21 protein-coding genes and 1 pseudogene are annotated in these 22704 nt (G+C 70.3%); 18 read left to right on the top strand and 4 right to left on the bottom strand.

The genetic code is table 11. From position 1 onward, the window contains the following. Positions 1-105 precede the first annotated feature (105 nt). From OHB00_RS13050 to OHB00_RS13040, 3 genes and pseudogenes are all read left to right on the top strand, one after another. Complete coding sequence (locus OHB00_RS13050) at positions 106-291, top strand: hypothetical protein (RefSeq protein WP_406434426.1); 186 nt, start codon at positions 106-108, stop codon at positions 289-291. Positions 292-366: 75 nt separating this feature from the next. Further along, positions 367-462, top strand: a pseudogene (locus tag OHB00_RS13045) (TIGR03086 family protein); the annotation flags it as partial. 51 nt (positions 463-513) lie between these two features. Further along, on the top strand, positions 514-1266 hold the full coding sequence (locus OHB00_RS13040) for an MBL fold metallo-hydrolase (protein ID WP_406434424.1): 753 nt from the start codon (positions 514-516) through the stop codon (positions 1264-1266). 27 nt (positions 1267-1293) lie between these two features. Here OHB00_RS13040 and OHB00_RS13035 read toward each other — a convergent pair whose 3' ends face one another. Further along, on the bottom strand, positions 1294-1995 hold the full coding sequence (locus OHB00_RS13035; protein WP_406434422.1) for a hypothetical protein: 702 nt from the start codon (positions 1993-1995) through the stop codon (positions 1294-1296). A 187-nt stretch (positions 1996-2182) separates the two neighbouring features. Between OHB00_RS13035 and OHB00_RS13030 the strand changes: the two genes are divergently transcribed. The 15 genes from OHB00_RS13030 to OHB00_RS12960 all read left to right on the top strand — a co-directional run bounded on the left by OHB00_RS13030 (position 2183) and on the right by OHB00_RS12960 (position 19333). After that, on the top strand, positions 2183-2839 hold the full coding sequence (locus OHB00_RS13030) for a GntR family transcriptional regulator (protein ID WP_406434420.1): 657 nt from the start codon (positions 2183-2185) through the stop codon (positions 2837-2839). After that, on the top strand, positions 2836-3747 hold the full coding sequence (locus tag OHB00_RS13025) for a dihydrodipicolinate synthase family protein (RefSeq protein WP_406434418.1): 912 nt from the start codon (positions 2836-2838) through the stop codon (positions 3745-3747). Before OHB00_RS13030 ends, OHB00_RS13025 begins: the two co-directional genes overlap by 4 nt. Then, positions 3735-5465, top strand: a complete 1731-nt coding sequence (araD, locus tag OHB00_RS13020) for an L-arabinonate dehydratase (RefSeq protein ID WP_406434416.1) — start codon at positions 3735-3737, stop codon at positions 5463-5465. The genes OHB00_RS13025 and araD overlap by 13 nt, the downstream gene beginning before the upstream one ends. Before the next feature lie 96 nt (positions 5466-5561). Next, complete coding sequence (locus OHB00_RS13015; RefSeq protein ID WP_406434413.1) at positions 5562-6497, top strand: carbohydrate ABC transporter permease; 936 nt, start codon at positions 5562-5564, stop codon at positions 6495-6497. After that, positions 6494-7378 (top strand): carbohydrate ABC transporter permease, encoded by an 885-nt coding sequence (locus OHB00_RS13010; RefSeq protein WP_406434411.1) that lies wholly within the window; start codon positions 6494-6496, stop codon positions 7376-7378. Before OHB00_RS13015 ends, OHB00_RS13010 begins: the two co-directional genes overlap by 4 nt. A gap of 70 nt (positions 7379-7448) precedes the next feature. Then, on the top strand, positions 7449-8597 hold the full coding sequence (locus OHB00_RS13005; protein ID WP_406434409.1) for a Gfo/Idh/MocA family protein: 1149 nt from the start codon (positions 7449-7451) through the stop codon (positions 8595-8597). Then, entirely contained in the window at positions 8594-10108 is a 1515-nt protein-coding gene (locus tag OHB00_RS13000; protein WP_406434407.1) for a family 43 glycosylhydrolase, read from the top strand. Before OHB00_RS13005 ends, OHB00_RS13000 begins: the two co-directional genes overlap by 4 nt. 24 nt (positions 10109-10132) lie before the next feature. After that, positions 10133-11467 (top strand): ABC transporter substrate-binding protein, encoded by a 1335-nt coding sequence (locus OHB00_RS12995; protein WP_406434405.1) that lies wholly within the window; start codon positions 10133-10135, stop codon positions 11465-11467. A gap of 118 nt (positions 11468-11585) precedes the next feature. Further along, positions 11586-12362: a rhamnogalacturonan acetylesterase gene (locus OHB00_RS12990; RefSeq protein WP_406434403.1), complete on the top strand. Its 777-nt coding sequence runs from the start codon at positions 11586-11588 to the stop codon at positions 12360-12362. 13 nt (positions 12363-12375) lie between these two features. Then, positions 12376-13692, top strand: coding sequence for a polysaccharide lyase family 1 protein (locus tag OHB00_RS12985; RefSeq protein ID WP_406434401.1), 1317 nt, complete (start codon positions 12376-12378; stop codon positions 13690-13692). 103 nt (positions 13693-13795) lie between these two features. Then, positions 13796-14911, top strand: coding sequence for a pectinesterase family protein (locus OHB00_RS12980; protein ID WP_406434399.1), 1116 nt, complete (start codon positions 13796-13798; stop codon positions 14909-14911). Positions 14912-14957: 46 nt separating this feature from the next. After that, positions 14958-15941, top strand: a complete 984-nt coding sequence (locus OHB00_RS12975) for a pectinesterase family protein (protein ID WP_406445752.1) — start codon at positions 14958-14960, stop codon at positions 15939-15941. A gap of 42 nt (positions 15942-15983) precedes the next feature. Next, positions 15984-17096, top strand: a complete 1113-nt coding sequence (locus OHB00_RS12970; RefSeq protein WP_406434397.1) for a right-handed parallel beta-helix repeat-containing protein — start codon at positions 15984-15986, stop codon at positions 17094-17096. 148 nt (positions 17097-17244) lie between these two features. Beyond that, on the top strand, positions 17245-18042 hold the full coding sequence (locus OHB00_RS12965) for an HAD family acid phosphatase (protein ID WP_406434395.1): 798 nt from the start codon (positions 17245-17247) through the stop codon (positions 18040-18042). 136 nt (positions 18043-18178) lie between these two features. Next, the gene (locus OHB00_RS12960; protein WP_406434393.1) at positions 18179-19333 is read left to right on the top strand and encodes a right-handed parallel beta-helix repeat-containing protein; all 1155 of its coding nucleotides are present in this window, start codon (positions 18179-18181) and stop codon (positions 19331-19333) included. A gap of 105 nt (positions 19334-19438) precedes the next feature. Here the strand turns inward: OHB00_RS12960 and OHB00_RS12955 are convergent, their stop codons facing one another. The 3 genes from OHB00_RS12955 to OHB00_RS12945 all read right to left on the bottom strand — a co-directional run bounded on the left by OHB00_RS12955 (position 19439) and on the right by OHB00_RS12945 (position 22656). Beyond that, positions 19439-21121: a rhamnogalacturonan lyase B N-terminal domain-containing protein gene (locus OHB00_RS12955; protein WP_406434391.1), complete on the bottom strand. Its 1683-nt coding sequence runs from the start codon at positions 21119-21121 to the stop codon at positions 19439-19441. 114 nt (positions 21122-21235) lie between these two features. Beyond that, positions 21236-22087, bottom strand: a complete 852-nt coding sequence (locus OHB00_RS12950) for a hypothetical protein (RefSeq protein WP_406434389.1) — start codon at positions 22085-22087, stop codon at positions 21236-21238. Beyond that, on the bottom strand, positions 22084-22656 hold the full coding sequence (locus tag OHB00_RS12945) for a SigE family RNA polymerase sigma factor (RefSeq protein ID WP_406434387.1): 573 nt from the start codon (positions 22654-22656) through the stop codon (positions 22084-22086). The genes OHB00_RS12950 and OHB00_RS12945 overlap by 4 nt, the downstream gene beginning before the upstream one ends. Positions 22657-22704: the final 48 nt, after the last annotated feature.

Below are 22704 nucleotides of genomic sequence, written 5' to 3'. Positions count from 1 at the left end.
TTGCAGCGAGCCGCATCGCCTGCCGCATCGGGTGCGCAGCGCCCCGGCTGGACCTTTCCGTTGTCGGCGGCAGGCGCCGGCACGCAGGAGAGGGTGGCACGGACCGTGAACACGTTTCTGATCCTTGGGCTGGCGGTGATCTTGCCCCTGGCCGGCACACTGGCGTTCGTCCTGGTGCGCGGGTCGCTGCACGCGAAGAACCCGGCGGAATACGCGCTGAAGGTCCTCGAGGGGATACCGGACGTCATCCGCGTTCTGCGCGACGTGCTGCGGGCAGGCCAGGGGCAGTAGAGGGGGCATGCCGGCCGCGCGACCTGTCACCCGCGGGGCCGGCCTCCCGCCCGTCACCCGCTCCGCGAGTGCCGCGGCCCGTTCGGGCCCCTCGTGCCGGTGCCGGAGGACGCGCGGCTGCTGGACCGGGCGGTGGGGCCGAGCGGCCGGGACCCGGGACGGAAGCCGTAGAAGGACGCAACCGGTGAGCGGGCGGGGACCCGGATCCGTACTCTCCTCGCCATGCCCTTGAGCCTCACCGTCCTCGGTACCGCCTCCCCCCACCCCCGGCCCGGCCGCCCGTGCTCCGGTTACCTGCTGCGGGGCGGAGGCGCCGAGGTGTGGGTGGACGCCGGGACGGGAACCTTCGCGGAGTTGCAGCGGCACACGGACCCGGCCCGGCTGACGGCGATCTGGCTCTCGCACCTGCACGCGGATCACAGCGCGGACCTGCTGGCCGCCGCGTACGCCTACGCCTTCGGCGGACTGACACCGGCCGCACCGATCCCGGTCTACGCGCCGCAGGAATGCGCCCAGCGGCTGGCCGGCTTCCTCGGCCGGCCGGACCTGGCCTTCCTGAGCGGGGTGTTCGACTTCCGGCCGCTGTACGACGGCCACGCCGTCCAGCACTGGAACCTGCGGCTCGTCACCCGGGCGGTGGCCCACGGCACCGAGGCCTACGGGTTGCGCGCCGAGTGCCAGGGGAGCGTGCTCGCCTACTCCGGCGACAGCGGCCCGTGCGCCGCCCTGACCGAGCTGGCCGCCCGGGCGGACGTCTTCCTGTGCGAGGCCGACCTCGACAGGCATCGCGAAGGCGAACGGGTGCACATGACCCCGGAGGACGCCGGACGGACAGCCCGTCAGGCGGAAGCACGGGAACTGCTCATCACCCATGTGGGCCCGACCCTGACCCGCGAGATGGCGGCGGCCCGCGCGGCTGCGGTGTGGAGCCGACCCACCGGCGTGGCCCGGGAGGGGGAGACGAGGGGCTTCTGAAACGGCGGCGGCTCGACGGGGCGGGGCTCAGTCGCGTCCCTCTTCGCGGGCCGCCTCGCCCTCGCCCCGATCCGCCGGCCACGGCCTCAGGGCCCGTTGCGCGGCCCGCAGCACATCGCTCGGGGGCAGCTCATCGGCTCGCTCGACGACAACCAGGTGCCATCCCCGCCGGGCGACCGCGTCAAGGGTCACCGCACGCTCGCGCACCAGGTACCGCACCGCTGACGCGAGGTCCGTCACCGGAGGGCTCACCTCGTACCGGGCCAGCTTTCCGACATACCGGTCCAGCCATCCCTCTCCTTCCCGGCGGGCGGCTCGGGACAACGCGGACTCGGCGTTCCCGTCGAGAAAGACCATCACCGGGGAAACGGGCGCGAGCACTTCGGTGAGGTCGATCATGAACGCGTCGATCGTCCCCTCGTCGTGGCCCATGGCCAGCAGGGTCGGCACGAACGGCACCAGCGCGTCCGCGATCACCACGTCGTCGCCGCTCACCAGAGCCGAGTCGACGAACTCGGCGGTCGCCGCGGTCAGCATCTGCGGGCCGACGGTGCCGGTCGTCCGGAAAGCCTCGGCCACCTCGGCGAACTGCGGCCTGGTCAGGATCTCCTCCTCGCGGAAGTGGTCCACCCGCAGTCCCGCTTCGGCCAGCCATCGAGCCAGTCCTGCGCAGAGCGTCGACTTGCCCACTCCGGGCGACGCTCCCCACACCGTGATCAGAACCGTCATGGCTGCCGAGCCCCGGACTCGGGCTCCCTCCCTCTCTCACCATCTTTGTCAGAAGCATTGACGAAACACAGCCGTCCTCCTAGCTTCGTCCGCGTCGTACTTCGTACGTCATATATGAGACGTGATACGCGAGATCAGATATGTCAGATCAGGTCCCGGACCTGGTACGTGACCCCGAGAGGCGCGCATGACCTCTGTGCCCATGCCGATTCCGTCGCGGACGCAGTTCGTGCTGGACGCGATCAAACACCGCATCCTCACCGGGCAGCTGACGCCCGGTCAGGCCCTGGTGGAGACCGAACTCGCCGCACAGTTCGGGGTGTCCAAGACGCCCGTGCGGGAGGCGCTCAAGACCCTGGCCGGGACGGGGCTGGTCGTGATGAGCCAGTACAAGGGCGTCACGGTGCGCATGGTGGACGCGGACATGGCGCGTGAGGTCTACGACGTGCGGCTGCTTCTCGAACCCGAGGCCCTCCGGCGGGCCGTGCGGCGCGGTGCCTCCCTCGACGCCGCCCGCTCCGCCCTCACTCGCGCCGACCAGGCCACCGACACCGCCGAACGCTCCCTCGCCAACCGCGACTTCCACCGCGCCCTCTACCTCCCGTGCGGCAACCCGCTCCTCGGCCGGATGCTCGACGAGGTCCGCGACCAGGCCGCCCTCGTCTCCGCCGTCGCCTGGGCCGCCTCCCCCTCCTGGGAACACGAGGCCGGTGAGCACCGCGAGATCCTGCGGCTGGCGCTGGACGGCGACGCCGACGGCGCCGCCCGCACCCTGCACACCCACATCGCGTCCTTCGTGGAGCGAGCGTTCCCCCAGGCAGCCGAGCAGGAGGGCCAGGAATGAGCAGCGCGGCGTTCGAGACCCAACGGGCCGCCCTGGCCGACGTGGTGGCCATCCCGGTGACCCCCTTCGCCGAGGACGGCGGCGTCGACCAGGACGCCCACCGGGCCCTGCTGCGCCGGCTCCTCGACGGCGGCGTCCGCACTCTCACCCCCAACGGCAACACCGGCGAGTTCTACGCCCTCGCCCCCCAGGAGCGGCAGCTCGTCACGGAGGCGACGCTCGACGAGGCCGGCGGCCGGGCGGTCGTCCTGGTCGGGGTCGGGCACGACATCGCGACCGCGGTCGCCGCCGCCCGGCACGCCCGCGAGCACGGCGCGCAGATGGTGATGGTCCACCAGCCCGTCCATCCGTACGTCTCCCAGTCCGGCTGGGTCGACTACCACCGGGCCATCGCCGCGTCCGTCCCCGAACTCGGCGTGGTCCCCTACGTCCGCAACGCCCAGCTCCCCGGCGCCCGCCTCGCCGAGCTCGCCGACGCCTGCCCCAACGTGATCGGCGTCAAGTACGCCGTCCCGGACGCCGCCAAGTTCGCCGCCTTCACCCGTGACGCGGGGCTCGACCGCTTCGTCTGGGTCGCCGGGCTCGCCGAGCCCTACGCGCCCTCCTACTTCTCGGCCGGTGCCACCGGCTTCACCTCCGGCCTGGTGAACGTCGCCCCGGCCGTTTCGCTGAACATGATCGAAGCGCTTCGATCCGGTGACTACCCGGCCGCCATGAAGGTCTGGGAACAGATCCGCCGCTTCGAGGAACTCCGCGCCGCGAACGGCTCCGCCGACAACGTCACCGTCGTCAAGGAGGCCCTCGCCTCCCTCGGCCTCTGCCGCCGCGACGTCCGCCCGCCCAGCAGGCAGCTGCCCGAGGCGGAGCGCGCCGAGGTCGCCGCCATAGCCGCCGGATGGTCCCTGTGAAGAAACCCGAGGAACTCAGAAGCCACCAGTGGTACGGCACCGAAGGCCTCCGTTCCTTCAGCCACCGCGCCCGCACCCGCCAGCTCGGCTACCTCCCCGAGGAGCACCTCGGCAAGCCGGTCATCGCCGTCCTCAACACCTGGTCGGACATCAACCCCTGCCATGTGCACCTCCGCGACCGGGCGCAGGCGGTCAAACGGGGCGTCTGGCAGGCCGGCGGATTCCCGCTGGAGTTCCCGGTCTCCACCCTCTCGGAGACCTTCCAGAAGCCGACCCCGATGCTCTACCGCAACCTCCTCGCCATGGAGACCGAGGAGCTGCTGAGGTCGTACCCGGTCGACGGGGCCGTGCTGATGGGCGGCTGCGACAAGTCCACCCCGGCCCTCCTCATGGGCGCCGCCTCCGTCGACCTGCCGACCGTCTTCGTGCCCGCGGGCCCCATGCTCCCCGGCCACTGGCGGGGCGAGGTCCTCGGCTCCGGCACCGACATGTGGAAGTACTGGGACGACAAGCGCGCCGGTCTCATCGGTGACTGCGAGCTGCTGGAGCTGGAGAGCGGTCTGGCCCGGTCGCCCGGTCACTGCATGACGATGGGCACGGCCTCCACCCTCACCGCCGCGGCCGAGGCGCTCGGCGTGACCGTCCCGGGCGCGTCCAGCATCCCGGCCGTCGACTCAGGGCACGACCGGATGGCCGCCGGCTCCGGGATGCGGATCGTCGAACTCGTCCACCGGGACCGGCGGCTCTCCCAGCTCCTCACCCGTGACGCCTTCGAGGACGCGGTCACCACCGTCCTCGGGCTCGGCGGCTCCACCAACGCCGTCATCCACCTCATCGCCATGGCCGGACGGGCGGGGGTGCGGCTCACCCTCGACGACTTCGACCGCATCGCCCGCACCGTGCCCGTCCTCGCCAACGTCCGCCCCGGCGGGCGGACGTACCTCATGGAGGACTTCCACTTCGCGGGCGGCCTCCCCGGCTTCCTCTCCCGCATCCCCGACCTGCTCCACCTGGACCGGCCCACGGTGTCGTACGACACCTACCGCGAGCAGCTCGCCGGCGCCCGGGTGCACGACGACGACGTCATCCGGCCCCGCGACAACCCGGTGGCCGCCGAGGGCGGGGTCGCCGTGCTGCGCGGCAACCTCTGCCCGGACGGCGCGGTCATCAAGCACATCGCCGCCGAGCCGCACCTGCTCAAGCACACCGGCCCGGCCGTCGTCTTCGACGACTACCGGACCATGCAGCGCACCATCGACGATCCGTCCCTCGGGATCACCGCGGACAGCGTGCTCGTGCTGCGCAACGCCGGGCCCAGGGGCGGCCCCGGCATGCCCGAGTACGGCATGCTGCCCATCCCCGACCACCTCCTCAAGCAGGGCGTGCGGGACATGGTGCGGATCTCCGACGCCCGGATGAGCGGTACCAGTTACGGCGCCTGCGTGCTGCACATCGCGCCCGAGTCGTACGTCGGCGGACCCCTCGCACTCGTGCGTACCGGGGACTCCGTCACCCTGGACGTCGCGGCCCGCACCCTCCGGCTCAACGTGGACGAGGAGGAGCTGGACCGGCGCCGGGCCGCGTGGACGCCGCCGCCCGTGCGGTACGAGCGCGGGTACGGCGCGCTCTACGACCAGCAGATCACCCAGGCCGACACCGGCTGCGACTTCGAGTTCCTGGCCCGGCCGGGCGAAGTCCCGGACCCGTACGCGGGCTAGCGCCCTTCCTCACGACGATCGTCGAAGCGCTTCAACCACATGCATCAAGCAAGCGCTTCCTGCACCCGCTGTAACCGATGCGAACGGAGAACAGTCGTGGCCCAAGCCGCAGCCGTGGCGAACCCGCCCGCGCCACCCCGGCGGCGCCGTGCCTCCGCGACGCCGCGCAGGCTGCCGTATCTGCTGATCGCCCCGGCGGCCCTGCTGATGCTGGGCTTCATCGCCTATCCGGTGCTCAGCGTCTTCTACTACAGCCTGCAGAACTACAACCCGACCAAGCCCTGGCGGAACGGCTTCGCGGGCTTCGGCAACTTCACGCAGGCCTTCGCGCACGACCCGCAGTTCTGGGACACGCTGACCTTCAGCGCCAAGTGGGTCGTGGTGGAAGTCGGGTTGCAGCTCCTGTTCGGGCTCGCGCTGGCGCTGATCGTCAACCAGACGTTCGTGGGGCGGGCGCTCGGCCGGGCACTGGTCTTCTCGCCGTGGGCCGTCTCCGGTGTGCTGACCTCCGCGATCTGGGTGCTGCTCTACAACTCCCAGACGGGCATCACGCGTTACCTCGCCGACGCGGGCATCGGCTCGTACGGCACCAGCTGGCTCTCCGACCCCTCGACCGTCTTCCCGGCGGCCGTGGTCGCCGACCTGTGGCGGGGCGTGCCGTTCTTCGCGATCCTCATCCTCGCCGACCTCCAGTCCGTCTCCAGGGACCTGTACGAGGCGGCGGAGGTCGACGGGGCGAGCCGCCTCAAGCAGTTCTGGCACATCACGCTGCCGCACCTCAAGGACGCCATCGTCCTGTCCACGCTGCTGCGCGCGGTGTGGGAGTTCAACAACGTCGACCTGCTCTACACGCTGACGGGCGGCGGCCCGGCGGGGGAGACGACGACCCTTCCGCTCTACATCGCCAACACCAGCGTCGACGCCCACGACTTCGGCTACGCCTCGGCGCTGACCACGGTGGCCTTCGTGATCCTGCTCTTCTGCTCCGTCGTCTACCTGCGGCTCAGCAAGTTCGGAGGCGAGGCGAAGTGATCACCGAGATCGCCCCCGCGGCCAGGCCCGCCGCGACCGAGCCCGCCCGGCCGGGGCAGAAGCGCCGCGCCTGGGACGAGGTGCCCCGCTGGCAGATCTACCTGCCCCTGGGGATCTACCTCCTCTTCACCCTGATCCCCTTCTACTGGATCCTGCTCTTCGCGCTCCGCCCGGCCGGCTCCACCTCGCTCGTCCCCTGGCCGGCCACCTTCGAGCACTTCCAGAAGGTGTGGACCGAGCGCAGCTTCGGCACCTACTTCACCAACAGCGTCTACGTCGGCGTCTCGACGCTGGTGCTGACCACGGTCGTCGCGCTGGCCGGCGGCTACGCCCTCGCCCGCTTCGACTTCAGGCTCAAGCGCGGATTCATGCTGGCCCTGCTCTGCTCCCAGTTCGTGCCGGGCGCGCTGCTCCTGGTCCCGCTCTTCCAGATCTTCGCCAGGCTCCAGATGATCAACTCGCTCGGCAGTGTGGTCATCGCCGAGACCGTCTTCCAGCTCCCGCTGTCGATGATCCTGATCAGCGGCTTCATCAGGAACGTGCCGTACTCCCTGGAGGAGGCCGCCTGGGTCGACGGCTGCAACCGGTTCACCGCCTTCAGGATCGTCGTCCTGCCGCTGCTGCGGCCGGGGCTGATCGCGGTCGGCTCCTTCGCCTTCGTGCACGCCTGGAACCACTTCCTGTTCGCCCTGATGTTCCTGTCCGACCAGAGCAAGCAGACCATCCCGGTCGGCCTCAACACCCTGATGAGCGCCGACAGCGTGGACCTGGGCGCGCTGGCCGCGGGCGGGATCATCGCCGCCGTACCCGTCGTGATCGTCTTCGCCTTCATCCAGAAGTGGCTGATCACCGGCTTCAGCGCGGGGGCGGTGAAGGGATGAGACACCTCGCGGACGGACCGGGGCAAACGCTTACCCTGCACCCAAAGATCGACAACGCAGGGAGGACGCTGTGAACTCTTCGCCCATCGACCTCGTTCTGGCAGGGGCGCGCGGCCACGGCCGCTGGCATCTGGAGAACATCCGCCGGCTCCAGGAGAAGGGGATCGTACGGCTCGCCGGGATCTGCGAGCTGACGCCGCTCGGCGCGGACGAGCTGCCGGAGGGGCTCGGGCAGCCCGCCCAGTCCGCGGACTTCGGTGCCCTGCTCGATGCGACCGGCGCCCGGATCGCCGTGATCTGCACGCCGATCCCCACCCACACGGACCTGGCCCTGGCGGCCGCCGAGCGGGGCGTGCACCTGCTCCTGGAGAAGCCGCCGGCGCCGTCGTACGCCGAGTTCCGGCGTATGGCCGACGGGGTCGCGAAGGCCGGCGTGGCCTGCCAGATCGGCTTCCAGTCGCTGGGCTCGCACGCCGTGCCCGCGATCCGGCGGCTGATCGCCGAGGGCGCCATCGGCGACGTGGTGGGAGTGGGCGGCGCGGGCGCCTGGGCCCGGCCCGAGTCCTACTACCGGCGGGCGCCCTGGGCCGGCCGGCGGCGGCTGCACGGCGTCGACGTCGTCGACGGGGTCCTCACCAACCCCCTCGCGCACGCCGTCGCCACCGGCCTCGCCCTGCTCGGCACCGACCGCGCCGAGGACGTCACCCGTATCGAGACCGAGCTGCTGCGCGCCAACGACATCGAGTCCGACGACACCTCCTGCGTCCGCGTCACCACCCCGCGCGGCCCGGTCACGGTCGCCGCCACGCTCTGCGCCGAGGAGCCCGGCGACCCCTATGTCCTGGTGCACGGCACCAGCGGCCGGATCACCCACTGGTACAAGCAGGACCGGGTGCTGGTGCAGCGGGCGGGCCGCGGCCCGGAGGAGATCGAGTACGGCAGCACGGACCTGCTGGAGAACCTCGCCGACCATCTCACCACCGGCGCCGCCCTGCTGGTGGAGCCGGACGCGACCGGCGCCTTCATGAAGGTCGTGGAAGCGATTCGACTGGCCGAGGACCCGACCGCGCTCCCCGCCGACGCCTGGCAGCGCCTGCCCGGGGACGGGCGCCGGGTCGTGACCGGCATCGACGCACTGGTCGCGGCGTGTGCCGACACCCTCTCCCTCTACTCCGAACTGGGCGTCCCCTGGGCCCCGCCGAACGAGGTGAGCACATGACGGACGACGGGCAGACGTACACCAACCCCGTCCTGAACGCCGACTGGTCCGACCCCGACGTCGTCCGTGTCGGCGACGACTTCTACCTCACCGCCTCCAGCTTCGGCCGCGCCCCCGGCCTGCCCCTGCTGCACTCCCGTGACCTGGTCGGCTGGACCCTGGTCGGTCACGCCCTGGAACGCCTGGAACCCGAGGAGCGGTTCACCGCCCCGCGCCACGACCAGGGGGTCTGGGCCCCCTCCTTACGCCACCACGACGACCGCTTCTGGATCTTCTGGGGCGACCCCGACCAGGGCATCTTCCAGGTCAACGCCCCCGAGATCAGAGGCCCCTGGAGCCGCCCGCACCTGGTGAAGGAGGGCCGGGGACTCATCGACCCCTGCCCGCTGTGGGACGACGAGACGGGCGAGGCATACCTCGTCCACGCCTGGGCGAAGTCCCGCTCCGGCATCAACAACCGGCTCACCGGCCACCGGATGCACCCCGACGGCAACTCGCTGCTGGACGCCGGCAAGGTGATCGTGGACGGGGACCGGATACCGGGATGGTTCACCCTGGAGGGCCCCAAGCTCTACCGGCACGACGGCTGGTTCTGGATCCTCGCCCCCGCCGGGGGAGTGGCGACCGGCTGGCAGGGCGCCCTCCGCTCCCGCGGCTTCTTCGGGCCGTACGAGGAGCGGATCGTCCTGGAGCAGGGGGACACCGAGGTCAACGGACCGCACCAGGGCGGCTGGGTGCGGACCCGGGCCGGCGAGGACTGGTTCCTGCACTTCCAGCAGCGGGGGGCCTACGGCAGGGTCGTCCACCTCCAGCCGATGCGGTGGGAAGCGGACGGCTGGCCGGTGATCGGGGACGCCGGCGCGCCCGTCGCCGTCCACCCGAGGCCCGCGCTGCCGGCGCAGCCGCCCGCCGCGCCCGCCACCGGCGACGACTTCCCCGGCGGGCGGTTCGGCCGGCAGTGGCAGTGGACGGCCAATCCGGGGGCGGGCTGGGCCACCCAGCACTCGGGGGACGGCCTGTGGCTGGCGTGCGTGCGCTCGGGGGATGCGCACGACCTGCGCCGACTGCCGCAGGTGCTGACCCAGCGGCTGCCCGGGACACCGTGCGTGGTGGAGGTGGACCTGCGGCTGGACGGCGCGGAGCCCGGCGCGCGGGCGGGGCTCGCGGTGCTCGGGGACGCGTTCGGCTGGATCGGGCTGGAGTGCGGGCCGGGCGGGAGCGTGCGGCTCGTGCACCGGTTCGCGGAGGCCACCGCCGACCGGGAACGGGACGCCGGCCCCGCACGCCCCGCGCCCGAGGGACACGCCCGGCTGCGTATCGAGATCGGCCCGGGGGCGCGCTGCCGGTTCTCGTACGACGTCGGGGCGGGCTCCGTGCCGTCCGGACCGGTGTTCGCCGCCACGCCCTGGCGCTGGACCGGCGCCCTGCTCGGGCTCTTCGGCGCCGCGCCCGAGGGACCGGGCGCCGCCGGGACCGCCACCTTCACGCACTTCCGCGTCACTCCCTGCTGATCCCAGACAGAAGAGAGCCGATCAATGAAGAGCAGCATCCGCAGAAGCAGGCGCGCGGCCGTAGCCGTCGCCCTGGGCTCCGTGCTCGCCCTGACCGCGACCGCCTGCGGCGACGACGGCAGCGGCGGCGCGGGGGACAAGGGCGGCGAGGGCTCAGGGAAGGGCACGATCACCTTCTGGGACAACAACGGCGGTGTCCGCACCGACGTGTGGAAGGAGATCATCGCCGACTTCGAGAAGCAGAACCCCGACATCAAGGTGAAGTACGTCGGGGTGCCGGCCGCCAGTGTCCAGTCCAAGTACGACACCGCCATCCAGGGCGGCGGGCTGCCCGACGTCGGCGGGGTCGGCACCGCGATGCTCGCGGAGGTCGCCGCGCAGGGCGCGCTGGAGCCGCTGGACAGCCGGCTCGCGAAGAGCTCGCTCAACGGCAAGCTCAACGAGAAGTTCCTGGAGAGCGTGAAGTCGGCGGGCGGTGACGGAAAGACGTACTCCGTGCCGACCTCCGCGAACAACGGCACGCTCTGGTACCGGACCGATCTGTTCAGCGCGGCCAAACTGGACCCGCCGACCACCTGGACGAACTTCTACACGGCCGCCGACAGACTCACCGACCAGGCGAAGAACAGGTTCGGATACACCATCCGCGGCGGCGAGGGGTCCATCGCCCAGGCACTGGACGCCATGTACGGGCAGAGCGGGATCACTTCCTTCTGGAACGGTGACAAGACCACCGTCAACGACCCGAAGAACGTCACCGCGCTGGAGAAGTACGTCGGGCTCTACAAGAAGGACACGCCGTCCGCCGACGTCAACAACGACTTCACCAAGATGGTCGCGCAGTGGGATTCCGGCACGATCGGGATGCTGAGCCACAACCTCGGTTCCTATGCGGACCACGAGAAGGCGCTGAGCGGGAAGTTCAAGGGGATTCCGAACCCCACGCTGGACGACGGCACCCGGGTGCAGGTCTCCAACCCCGTGGACGGTCTCGGTCTCTTCAAGTCCAGCAAGAACAAGGCCGCCGCCTGGAAGTTCATCGAGTTCGCCGCGTCCCACGAGGCCAACAGCAAGTGGAACGAGTCGGCGGGGCAGGTGCCGGCGAACAACGAGGCGGCGCAGGACTCGTGGGTACAGGCGTCGGAGCCGACGAAGCTGGCGGCCGAGGCGCTCAACGGGGCCACGACGAAGATCGTGCAGCTTCCTTACTATCTGCCGGACTGGAACACCATTTCCAAGGCCGACAACGAGCCGAACTTCCAGAAGGTGCTGCTCGGGAAGATGACGGCGAAGGAGTTTCTGGACACGTTGGCCGATCAGCTCGACAAGGCCCAGGCCGACTGGAAGAAGAACCACTGAGAGCTCGGGTGGTTGCGGTTGTGGGGGGCCGCGGGTCGGTTGTGGCTGGTCGCGCCCACGCGGCGGAGCCGCAAATCAATACAGGCCCGCGCCCCTAAGAACAGGAAAGGTGAACATCGTGTCACTTACCCGTAGACAGGTCACCGCGGCTGGCCTCGCCGCCGTTCCTCTCGTCGGTCGTTCTCCCGAGAGGAACCAGCGCACTCTCTATGTCGCCGGAGACTCCACCGCCGCCCAGAAATACGCCGACGCGGCGCCGGAGACCGGGTGGGGAATGGCGCTCCCCTTCTTCCTCCGGAAGGAAATCGCCGTCTCCAACCAGGCCGTCAACGGCCGCAGTTCCAAGAGCTTCGTCGACGAAGGGCGGCTCGACGCCATCCTCGCGACCATTCGGCCGCACGACCTTCTCGTCGTCCAGTTCGCGCACAACGACGAGAAGAGCGACGACCCCACCCGGTACACCGAGCCCTGGAGCACGTACCAGGACTACCTGCGGCTCTACATCGAAGGCGCCCGCGCGCACGGGGCGCGGCCGGTTCTGGCCACCCCCGTCGAGCGACGGCGGTTCGACGCCGACGGCAACGCCGTGCCGACGCACGGCGACTACCCGGCGGCCATGCGGGCGCTCGCCGCGCAGGAACGGGTCGCGCTGCTCGACATCGAGGCGCTGTCGCTCGCGCTGTGGCAGGCGCTCGGGGTCGAGGCGACCAAGACGTACTTCAACTGGACGGACACCGAGCAGGACAACACGCACTTCAACCCGCCGGGGGCCATCGCCGTGGCCCGGCTCGTGGCGCAGGAGCTGCTGCGCACCCGGGTGCTGGCCCGGCACGACGTCATCCGGCTGCACAAGGACATCCCCACCTCCTGGATCACCTGGCCACCCGCAAGCTGAGGAGACCCGCACAGTGCGTACACAGAAATGTCATGGACGCGTCATTGGTGCGGTCGTGGGCTGCACGGCTCTCGTGCTGGCCGTGACCGGAACCGCCCAGGCCGCGGCCCCGCACCGGGCCGCGCTCGACCGGCAGGTGCTGTCCGCGAACGACGGCTGGGGCGCCGCCACCACCGGGACCACCGGCGGGGCCGCCGCGGACTCCGCGCACGTCTACACGGTCACCACCTGGGACCAGTTCAAGGCCGCCCTCGCCGACGGCGGCAGCGCGCCGAAGATCATCAGAGTCAAGGGGACGATCGACGCGGACGGGCCGAGCTGTGACTCGTTCGCCGTGCCCGGCTACGACTTCGACGCCTACCTCGCCAAGTACTCACCGCAGGCCTGGGGCCACTCCACCAACCTGGACAACGAGCCCGACGACAGCCCGGAGGGGCTGCGGCGCGCCTCGCAGGCCCAGCAGGACGCCTACATCAAGGCCTACGTCCCGGCCAACACCACCATCGTCGGCATCGGAAAGGACGCCGGCTTCAAGGGCGCCAGCCTGCAGATCAAGGCCGTCGACAACGTCATCGTCCGCAACCTGAGCTTCGAGAGCCCGCTCGACTGCTTCCCGCAGTGGGACCCGACCGACACCGCCGACGGCAACTGGAACTCCGAGTACGACAGCGCGGTGATCTACGGGTCCACCCATGTGTGGATGGACCACAACACGTTCACCGACGGTGATCACCCCGACAGCACGCTGCCCTACTACTTCGGGCGGATCTTCGAGCAGCACGACGGCGAGCTGGACATCGTCAAGGGCGCCGACTACGTCACGGCCTCCTGGAACGTCTTCGCGGACCACGACAAGACGATCCTCATCGGCAACAGCGACAGCGCCTCCACCGCCGCCGTGGACCGGGGGCACCTCAAGGTGACCTTCCACCACAACCTGTTCTCCAACCTGGTGGAGCGGGCACCCCGGGTGCGGTTCGGGCAGGTCGACTCCTACAACAACCACTTCGTCGCCGAGGACGGCTACGGCTACAGCTACGGCATTGGGATCGAGTCCCAACTCGTCGCCGAGCACAACGCCTTCACCCTGCCCGACACGGTCGGGGCGGGCTCGATCCTGAAGAAGTGGAACGAGTCGACGCTGACCGCCGACGACAACTACGTCAACGGTGAGCCGACGGATCTGATCGCCGTCCACAACGCGCAGATCCCGGCCGAGACCCTCACGGCGGGCTCCACCTGGACCCCGGCCCTGCGCACGAAGGTCGATCCGGCGCGGGCGGTACCGCGCATCGTCGACTGCGGCGCGGGCGCCGGCCGGCTGCGCTGACGCGCCTGCGTCACCGGGCCGGGGCCCGACCGGCCCCGGCCCGCCCCACCCCCCACAGCGAAGGACGTACCGCCACCCCTCTCCCTCGCCAAGGAGCACCCGCATGTCCTCGCCCCACCTTCCCCTGTCCAGACGGGGTTTCCTGCTCGCGGGCGCCGGGGCGGGCGCCGCGCTCGCCCTGACCGCCCTCCCCGCGCACGCCACCGCCCGCCCCTTCGGGCGGTACGGCTCCCCCGAGCGCCGCCGCACCCCGCAAACCCTGTACGTCGACCCGCACGGCCGCGGCGACTTCACCACCGTGCAGGCCGCGGTGACCGCTGCCACCGGCAGTGGCTGGACGCTGGTCCTCGCCCCGGGCGTCTACCGGGAGACGGTCGCCGTCGACACCACCCGCACCGAGGCCACCTGGATCGGCGCCGCCGAGAACCCGCGTGCCGTCGTCATCGTCTACGACAACGCGGCCGGCACCCCCAAGCCCGGCGGCGGCACCTACGGCACCACCGGCTCCGCCACCACCACCGTGCAGGCCGACGGCTTCACCGCCTGCTGGATCACCTTCGCCAACGACTGGCTGCGCGCCGACCACCCCGACATCAGCGGCACCCAGGCCGTCGCCCTCAAGGTGCAGGGCGACCGCAGCGCCTTCCACCACTGCCGGTTCCTCGGCCACCAGGACACCCTGTACGCGGACACGACGGCGCTCGGCGTCTTCGCCCGCCAGTACTTCGCGCGCTGCTACGTCGAGGGCGACGTCGACTTCGTCTTCGGGCGGGCCAGTGCGGTGTACGAGGAGTGCCACTTCCGCACCCTGGACCGGACCGACCTGGCGGCCGCCCCCTACGGGTTCGTGTTCGCGCCCTCGACGGCGGCCGCCAACCCGCACGGCTACCTGGTGAGCCGGAGCCGGATCAGCAGCGAAGCCCCGGACGCCGCCTACAAGCTGGCCCGCCCCTGGGTTCCCAGCTCCGACACCACCGCCCGGCCCTCGCTCGTCGTCCGTGACTCCTGGCTCGGCCCCGGAATCGACGCGGTCGCCCCCTACACGAACATGTCGGACGCCTTTCCCTGGCAGAGCCAGCGCTTCGCCGAGTACCGCGACTCCGGGCCGGGCGCGGTGATCACCGTCCCCGAGAACCGGCCCCAACTCACGGCGGAACAGGCCGAGTCGGTGACCCGGGCGGCTTATTTCGGTGACTGGACCCCGTGGAAGGAGTGCTGACGTGCCGACCCGACGCGCACTCCTCGCCGCCGGAGCGGCTGCGGCCATGGGACCGGTCACGGCGTTCACCCGCGACCGCCGTGTCCTGCACGTACGGCCCGGTGACTCCGTGCAGGCGGCCGTCGACGCGGTGCCCGGCCCCGGCTGGACGATCGTCGTGCACCCGGGAACCTACCGTGAGGTCGTCAACGTGCCCGCCGGGACGGCGGAGCTGACTCTGCGCGGGGCCAGTCCTGATCCACGCGCCGCCGTCATCGTCCACGACAACGCCAACGGGACGCAGAAACCCGACGGCTCCGGGACCTACGGCACGGCGGGCTCGGCCACCTTCACCTCGGCGGCGCCCGGGCTTGCCGTCCGCGACCTCACCCTCGCCAACGACTGGCTGCGCGCCGACCACCCGGACATCACCGGGACCCAGGCCGTCGCCGCGTACCTGACGGGCGACCGGACGCACTTCGAGAACGTCCGGCTCCTCGCCCACCAGGACACGCTGTTCGCCGACACCACCGAACTCGGCTCCTTCGACCGGCAGTTCTTCCACCGCTGCCACATCGAGGGCGACGTCGACTTCGTCTTCGGGCGGGCCACCGCGGTCTACGAGCACTGCCATTTCCGCACCCTGCGACGGGACGTGACCTTCACTCCCAAGGGCATGGTGTTCGCCCCCTCGACCGCCCGTGCAGACCCGCACGGGTTCCTCGCCGTCCGCTGCCGGTTCTCGTCCGGCGCGGAGGACGGGGCGTACAAGCTGGCGCGGCCCTGGGTGCCGACCTACGAGACCACCGCCTGGCCCTCGCTGGTCGTGCGGGACAGTCTGATCGGCCCCGGGATCGACCCCGTCGCGCCCTACACGAACATGCGGGACGCCTACCCGTGGCAGTCCATGCGGTTCCGCGAGTACCGCAACTCCGGGCCGGGCGCGGTGATCACCGTCCCCGAGAACCGGCCCCAGCTCACCGCCGCCGAGGCCGCGTGGCACACCCCCGCCGCCTACCTCGGCGACTGGAAACCGGTCCGCTCACTCTGAATCACTCCGAATCGCTCTGATCGACGAAAGGACCCGCACGTCATGCGTCGTATCAGCTCTTTCACCGCGCTCGCCGTGACCGCGGCATCGCTCGGTGTCGCCGTGCTCGCCACCCCGGCGCACGCGGCCACCGTCGTGGTCAGCAACTCCACCGACCTGTCCAACGCCATCAAGAACGCCACCGCCGGCACGGTCATCCAGGTCCGCGGCGGCACCTACTACCCGACGGCCACCCTCCAGTCCACGGCCAACGGCACATCCTCCGCGCCGGTCACGCTCACCGCGTACGGCTCGGAGACGGTCAAGATCGACGGTTCGTCGCTGCCCTCCGGTCAGTGGATCTTCAAGCTGACCGCGGACTACTGGAACGTCTCCAACATCACCTTCCAGAACTCCCCGGACAGCGCGGTGGTCTGCCAGTCCTGCACCGGCACCAACTGGAGCAACATCAAGACCATCGACGGCGGCGACTCCGGCTTCACCCTGACCGGGGACGGGACGGTCAACAACACCGTCAAGAACCTGGACAGTTACGGCAACTACGACGCCGCCACGCACGGCCAGAACGCCGACGGCGTCGCCATCAAGTTCGGCTCCGGCACCGGCAACCTCGTCACCGGCGCCCGTCTGTACAACAACTCGGACGACGGGATCGACCTCTGGTCCTTCTCCTCGCCGGTCACCATCGAGCACACCTGGTCCTTCGGCAACGGCGTCAACCGCTGGGGCGACTCCGCCTTCGAGGGTAACGGCAACGGCTTCAAGCTGGGCGGCAACGGCGTCACCGTCGCGCACGTCGTCAACAACTCGGCCGCCTGGGGCAACGCCGGCAACGGGTTCACCGAGAACTCGAACACCGGCGCGATCGTCATCAACCGCACCACCGCCTACGCCAACGGCAGCTGGGGCTACTACTTCGCCACCAGCGCGGCCCGGCTCGGCAAGAACCTCGCGGTGAGCAACGGCGGCGGTCCGGTCAGCAAGGGCTCCTCGGTGGTGTCCGCCGGCAACAACTGGGACAGCGGCATCAGCACCCCCGCCTTCAAGTCGACGGACGCGACCACCACCTACAACGCCCGGCAGTCGGACGGCTCGCTGCCGGCGACCACCTTCCTGACGACGGGCAGCACGACCATCGGGGCGACCATGAACTGACCCGCGGCCGGACCGGGACCACCGGCCGGACCGGCACAACCGGAAGGACGCCGTCCAGGGCGCTTGACCCGCTTTTTGCCCGCCGATGAGATATCGATCGGGCAACGGGTCTCGCGCCCACCCGGATGACGCGCGTAGAACTCGTGTCATGCATAAGTCACTTCGTCTCGCCGCGATCGCCACGGCCTGTGCGCTCGCCGGCGGCGCCCTCTACGGCGCCGGTGCCGCCACGGCCGGCCAGTCGACCGCGAACTCCACCCACGAGCCGTACAACATCGGGCTCCTGGTGAAGGACATCGACACCTACTACGGCACCGCCGCCGACGCCAACGGCGTCTACCAGGCCTCGCCGACCAGCCCCTACGCCAAGGACCTGGCACGCATCGACGCGGACGCCAAGCGCTACATCGACCGGGCCGCGCGCAAGGCGCACCGCCACGGCGAGAAGCCCGCGGTCGTCTTCGACATCGACGACACGCTGCTGCTCAGCCTCGACTACGAGAAGCGCTACAACTACACCTACAACTCCGCCACCTGGGCGGCCTACGTCAACAAGGCCGACCGCCCGGGCGTCTTCGGCAGCGCCGACCTCGTCCAGTACGCGGCGAAGGAAGGAGTGGAGGTCTTCTACAACTCCGGTCTCAGCGAGGCGCAGCGCACCGCCGCCGTCGAGAACCTGAAGAAGATCGGCGCCGACGTCAACCTCGACACCGCGCACATGTTCCTCAAGGACGCGGCCAACCCGCCGTCGTACCTCAGCGGTTGCGCCACCGCCGGCAGCTGGACCTGCACGACCGTGCAGTACAAGTCCGGCACCCGCAAGCACATCGAGAAGGACCTCGGGTACGAGATCGTCGCCAACTTCGGCGACCAGTACTCGGACCTGGACGGCGGCTACGCGAACCGCACGTACAAGCTGCCGAACCCGACGTACTTCGTGTCGTAGTCGAGAAAGACGGCAACCCTTTCCGGTGACCGTGGCGACTGGGAGACAGAAACGGGCCGGGGCGGCCCCTCCGGCCCGTTTCGCTCCCTCGTCGAACACGTCCAGCACTCAAGGACGTCAAGGAAAGGAACGGCCAGTGCGCTTCAGCACCGGACGCCACCGCAGGACGCGTACCCTCTCGATCGCCGCGGCGGTGGCCGTCGCCGCGGGGGCGGCAGGCGTCTACCTCGGCCTGTCGAACGGCGGTGCCCAGGCCGCCACCAGCACCGTCACCGTCTCCACCACCGCCCAGCTGCAGTCGGCCGTCGCGAACGCCGTCGCCGGTACCGTCATCCAGGTGCGCGCGGGCACCTACTACCCGACCGCCACCCTGAAGTCGACGGCGAGCGGCAGCGCTTCGAACCGCATCACGCTCAAGGCGTACAGCGGTGAGAAGGTGAAGATCGACGGCTCGAAGCTCCCCGCCGGGCAGTGGCTCACCGGGATCTACGGCAGCTACTGGACCGTCCAGGACCTCACCTTCCAGAACTCCCCGGCCCAGGGCTTCGTCGTCACCTCGTCCACGGGTGGCGTCTTCAAGAACCTCGTCACCGCCGACAACGGCGACTCCGGGTTCACGCTGCGCGGCGACAACACCGTGAACAACCTCGTCCAGAACCTGGACAGTTACGGGAACTACGACAAGGCCGGGCACGGGCAGAACGCCGACGGCATCGCCATCAAGTTCGGCTCGGGCACGGGCAACAAGGTGACCGGCGCACGTCTGTACAACAACTCGGACGACGGGCTGGACCTGTGGCAGTTCTCGTCCCCCGTCACGATCGACCACAGCTGGGCCTTCGGCAACGGCAAGAACCGCTGGAACGACGCCGCCTTCGAGGGCAACGGCAACGGGTTCAAGCTGGGCGGCGGGGGCGTCGCCGTCGCTCATGTCGTCAACGACGACGCGGCCTGGGACAACACACTCAACGGGTTCACCGAGAACTCCAACACCGGGGCGATCGTCCTGAACCGCAACACCGCGTACTCCAACGGCGAGGCTGGGTTCTTCTTCCAGACGAGCAGGTCGCGGCTGGCGCGGAACCTGTCGGTGAGCAACAAGGGCGGGCTGTCCACGCTGGGCTCCGCCACGGTGTCAGCGGCGAACAACTGGGACAGCGGGGTGGCGACGCCTTCCTTCAAGTCGACCGACGCGACCAGTGCGTACGGGGCTCGGAAGTCGGATGGCTCGCTGCCGGCTACGACGTTCCTTACTACGGGTTCGTCCACCATCGGATCCACCATGGACTGATGGTGCGTTGCGGGCTGCGCGACCGTCGTGGCTGGTCGCGCCCCCGCGGTGAGCCGCATATCGGTACCGCCCCGCGCCCCTACGGGGCGCTCAAGTACGGGGCGCTCAAGCCAGCAGGTCGATGCAGTCGAACGCCGTGCCTGCGCTGAGGTAGGCCGTGCCGCCCGAGCCGCTCACTATGTTGAGCTTGAGGACGTTGTACTGACTCGCATCCGTCTTCCACGCGGTGCTGGGGACGTTGAAGACGAAGGTGTGGTTGTTGCCGCGGTAGGAACCCGTGGTCAGGGAGCGTGTGTCGGGCTGGGTGGGGGCCGTCGGGACGGCCGAGACCCAGTCGTTGACGGTGACGCGGGGACGGCCGTTCGCGAAGGCGTCGGTCACGCCCACCCGGAGGGTGTGGGCGGCCGCAGCCTGCGCCCTGGTCAGCCTGAAGTAGATCAGGACCCCGTCGTTGACGTCCTTCCACAGGTATGCCGGGAAGGACGCGGCCTCGCTGCCGCTGCCGATCGTGACGTTGCCGGTCCACTTGGCGGCGCGGCCGTCGGAGGGGTGCGCGTACGTCATCAGCTTGGCGTTCTTGAACTCGCCGGGTGTGCCGTCCCAGTCGCCGAGCCGCCAGATCGTGGCCGCGACGGACGGGTCACCGGTGAGCGAGAGAGTGTGCAGGGACGTCGTGGCGCCCGCCGCCACCGTGACCGACCCGGTGTGCACGGCAAGTTCGCTCTTGTACACGGTGAGCGTGTACGTCCCCGGGAGCATCCCCTTGCAGGAGAAGGCACCGGTGCCGGCCGCGGCCTTCGCCCAGTACTGGGCGTCCTTGTTGGCGAAGCCCACCGTGTAGGCGTACTTGGCGTCCATGCCCTTGAGACCGACGCCCGCAACCTTGCCGCGGCCCGCCTTGCCCACCCAGCCGGTGATGCCGAGGCCGTCCGCCCAGGAGGTGTCGAGGTTGTTGTGGAAGAGCGAGGAGGAGGGCGCCTGGCCGTCCGTGAAGCCGACGACGTACGGACCCTGAAGGCCAAACCGTTCCGCCTCGGTCTGCGCCTCGCCGTAGTGCAGGATCTCGTACAGACCCGCGCCGCCGTCGTTGGAGTGCCGGAGCAGGGAGCGGTAGAAGGGGCCGCCCGAGGCCTTCTCGTGGTTGGAGCGGACCAGCCACAGGCCGGCCGAACCCGTCGTGAAGCCCACGTAGTCGTAGTCGATGGTGCGCTTGCCCGAGTAGTGCTTGGAGTGCGTGGTGCCGTCGGGGCTCCGCCAGACGTCACCCGCCTCGATGATCTTGTCCCGGGTCGAGTCCCAGGCGTCCGAGCCCGTGTCGGGGAACATGCCGGGCTTGACGCGGACGATGTAGCGGGTCGCGGTAAAGGACGCGTCCGCCTTGTTCGTCCACAGGTACACGTTGTTCTGGCCGCTGCGGGCCGCGTACCACTGGGTGATCGGGCCGTGCACGACCTTGACCAGGATCGTGGAGCCGGTCTGCCTGATCGTGACGGTGGAGGCGCCGAGACCCGACTCGACGTGCGAGTGCTTGCCGCCGTAGCCCTCGTACTCCTTGCCCTTGTAGGCGAGCGAGGTGATGTCCCCGGTCGACTTGGAGACCTTGAAGACAAGGGCGGCGCCGGTGTCGACGACGTAGTTCGTGCCGTCGTCCCGGTAGCCGAAGGCCGCGGCGGAGGCGGTCCCGAGGAGGCCGGTGCCGCCCGCGACGGCGGCGCCGGTGGCGGCCACGCCGATCGCGGAGGCGCCGAGCACCCGTCGGCGGGTGAGGTTTCTCTTGTGCGTGCTCAAGGGTGCGGATCCCGTCGTACTCGGATGTTCACTCAGCTGCAGGTGAAGAGGTCGCGTTGCGCTTCTTGGTTGCCGCCGCCGAGGACATGGTTGCCGCCGGGTTCGAGAAATCCTCTACGAGTCGCCCTCACCGCTGGTGTGCGCCGCGAAGTCGCCGGTCACCGCGTACTGCTTGCCGTCCGCGCTGCCGGTGATCGTGTAGCTGTCGTTCTTCGCGTCGCGGCCGCCCTGCTCGTGGTTGTACTGGCCCGCGAACACCCACTCGCCGACCGCGACCTTGCTGCCCGGCTTGAGCGTCCACGTGTAGACCAGGAAGCCGTCCTGCTCGGTCACCGTCTGCGTGAAGTCGGTCTCCGGCAGCGAGCGCCAGGCCCCGGTGTCGGACACCCCGCCCGTCTCGGCCACCTTCAACTGGACGGTGAGCGCTGTCAGCTGGCGGGAGGTCTTCAGGGTCAGGTCGGACTGCGCCCAGAAGTCGTTGCTGTGCGGGTCCACCGAGCCGTCCGACCAGAGCGGGCCGTCCTCCTCGCTCTTCGCGACGGGTGCCGCCGGGGTGGCGGAGGCCGTCGGCGTCGGCGAGGGCGTCGCGCTCGCCTTGGGCGAGGAGCCCTTCGAGGACATGCTCGGGGGCGGCGGGGCGGCCGTGCGGGACGGCGGGCTGCTGGTCGCGTCCGGGGACGCGGAGGGCGTCGGGGAGACCGCGACGGTCTTCTCGGTGGGCATGTTCTTCACGGCCGAGGCGACCGCGTAGCCACCGATTCCGAGGACCGCGGCGACCGCGGCGGTGGCACTGACCACCCGGACCCAGCCGAACACCGGCGGCAGCGTGGCGCGATGGCTCGTGCGGCCCTGTGCGGCCATGCCCCGCTCGACCCGGGCCAGGATGCGGGCCCGGTCGGGTTCGTGCGCCTCGGCCGCCTCGTGCAGCCGGGCGCGCAGCTCGCCGTGCACGTCCTGCTGCCTCATCGGTTCCTTCCTCCGCTCTCCCCGGTACGCGGCGCCATCGCCGCGTGCACCCGCTGCGGAACCCCCCGGGAACCGCCGAGCAGCCGCTGCAGCTCCGCCATGCCCTTCGACGTCTGGCTCTTAACCGTACCCACCGAGATTCCCAGGGCGAGCGCGGTGTCCTTCTCCGAGAGGTCGAACGCGTGCCGGAGCACCACGCACGCCCGCTTGCGGAACGGCAGGCGGGCCAGCGCCCCCTGCACGTCGACCACTCCGGCGACGTCCGGGTTCTCGGTGGTCTCCTCGCGGTGCGACCAGAACAGGGCGATACGGCGCCGCTCGCGCACGGCGCTGCGGATGCGGGTGCGGGCCAGGTTGGCGACGACACCGCGGGCGTAGGCCACCGGATGGTCGGCGGCCCGGACCCGGTCCCAGCGGTGCCACAGTGCCAGCAGAGCGTCGGCGGCCAGATCGTCGGCGGCGTCCGGCTCACCGGTCAGCAGATGGGCCAGACGGGAGAGTTCGGCGTAGTGGCGTTCGAAGAAGGCATGGAACTCCACGGAGGCGGCGTCGTCGACGACTGAGCCCACGGGTGACCTCTTCTGTCAGGATTCTGTGTCATGTAGATGACATGCGGT

The sequence above is a fragment of the Streptomyces sp. NBC_00631 genome, assembly GCF_045206895.1.
GTDB lineage: Bacteria > Actinomycetota > Actinomycetes > Streptomycetales > Streptomycetaceae > Streptomyces.
This window is presented reverse-complemented; position numbering and strand designations above follow the sequence as displayed.

Coding starts and splice junctions, on each gene's coding strand:
- OHB00_RS13000 (WP_406434407.1), top strand. CDS start 8,594: ATGACGGACGACGGGCAGACGTACACCAACCCCGTCCTGAACGCCGAC.
- OHB00_RS12965 (WP_406434395.1), top strand. CDS start 17,245: ATGCATAAGTCACTTCGTCTCGCCGCGATCGCCACGGCCTGTGCGCTC.
- araD (WP_406434416.1), top strand. CDS start 3,735: ATGGTCCCTGTGAAGAAACCCGAGGAACTCAGAAGCCACCAGTGGTAC.
- OHB00_RS13025 (WP_406434418.1), top strand. CDS start 2,836: ATGAGCAGCGCGGCGTTCGAGACCCAACGGGCCGCCCTGGCCGACGTG.
- OHB00_RS12950 (WP_406434389.1), bottom strand. CDS start 22,087: ATGAGGCAGCAGGACGTGCACGGCGAGCTGCGCGCCCGGCTGCACGAG.
- OHB00_RS12975 (WP_406445752.1), top strand. CDS start 14,958: ATGGGACCGGTCACGGCGTTCACCCGCGACCGCCGTGTCCTGCACGTA.
- OHB00_RS12995 (WP_406434405.1), top strand. CDS start 10,133: ATGAAGAGCAGCATCCGCAGAAGCAGGCGCGCGGCCGTAGCCGTCGCC.
- OHB00_RS13030 (WP_406434420.1), top strand. CDS start 2,183: ATGACCTCTGTGCCCATGCCGATTCCGTCGCGGACGCAGTTCGTGCTG.
- OHB00_RS13040 (WP_406434424.1), top strand. CDS start 514: ATGCCCTTGAGCCTCACCGTCCTCGGTACCGCCTCCCCCCACCCCCGG.
- OHB00_RS12970 (WP_406434397.1), top strand. CDS start 15,984: ATGCGTCGTATCAGCTCTTTCACCGCGCTCGCCGTGACCGCGGCATCG.
- OHB00_RS13035 (WP_406434422.1), bottom strand. CDS start 1,995: ATGACGGTTCTGATCACGGTGTGGGGAGCGTCGCCCGGAGTGGGCAAG.
- OHB00_RS12980 (WP_406434399.1), top strand. CDS start 13,796: ATGTCCTCGCCCCACCTTCCCCTGTCCAGACGGGGTTTCCTGCTCGCG.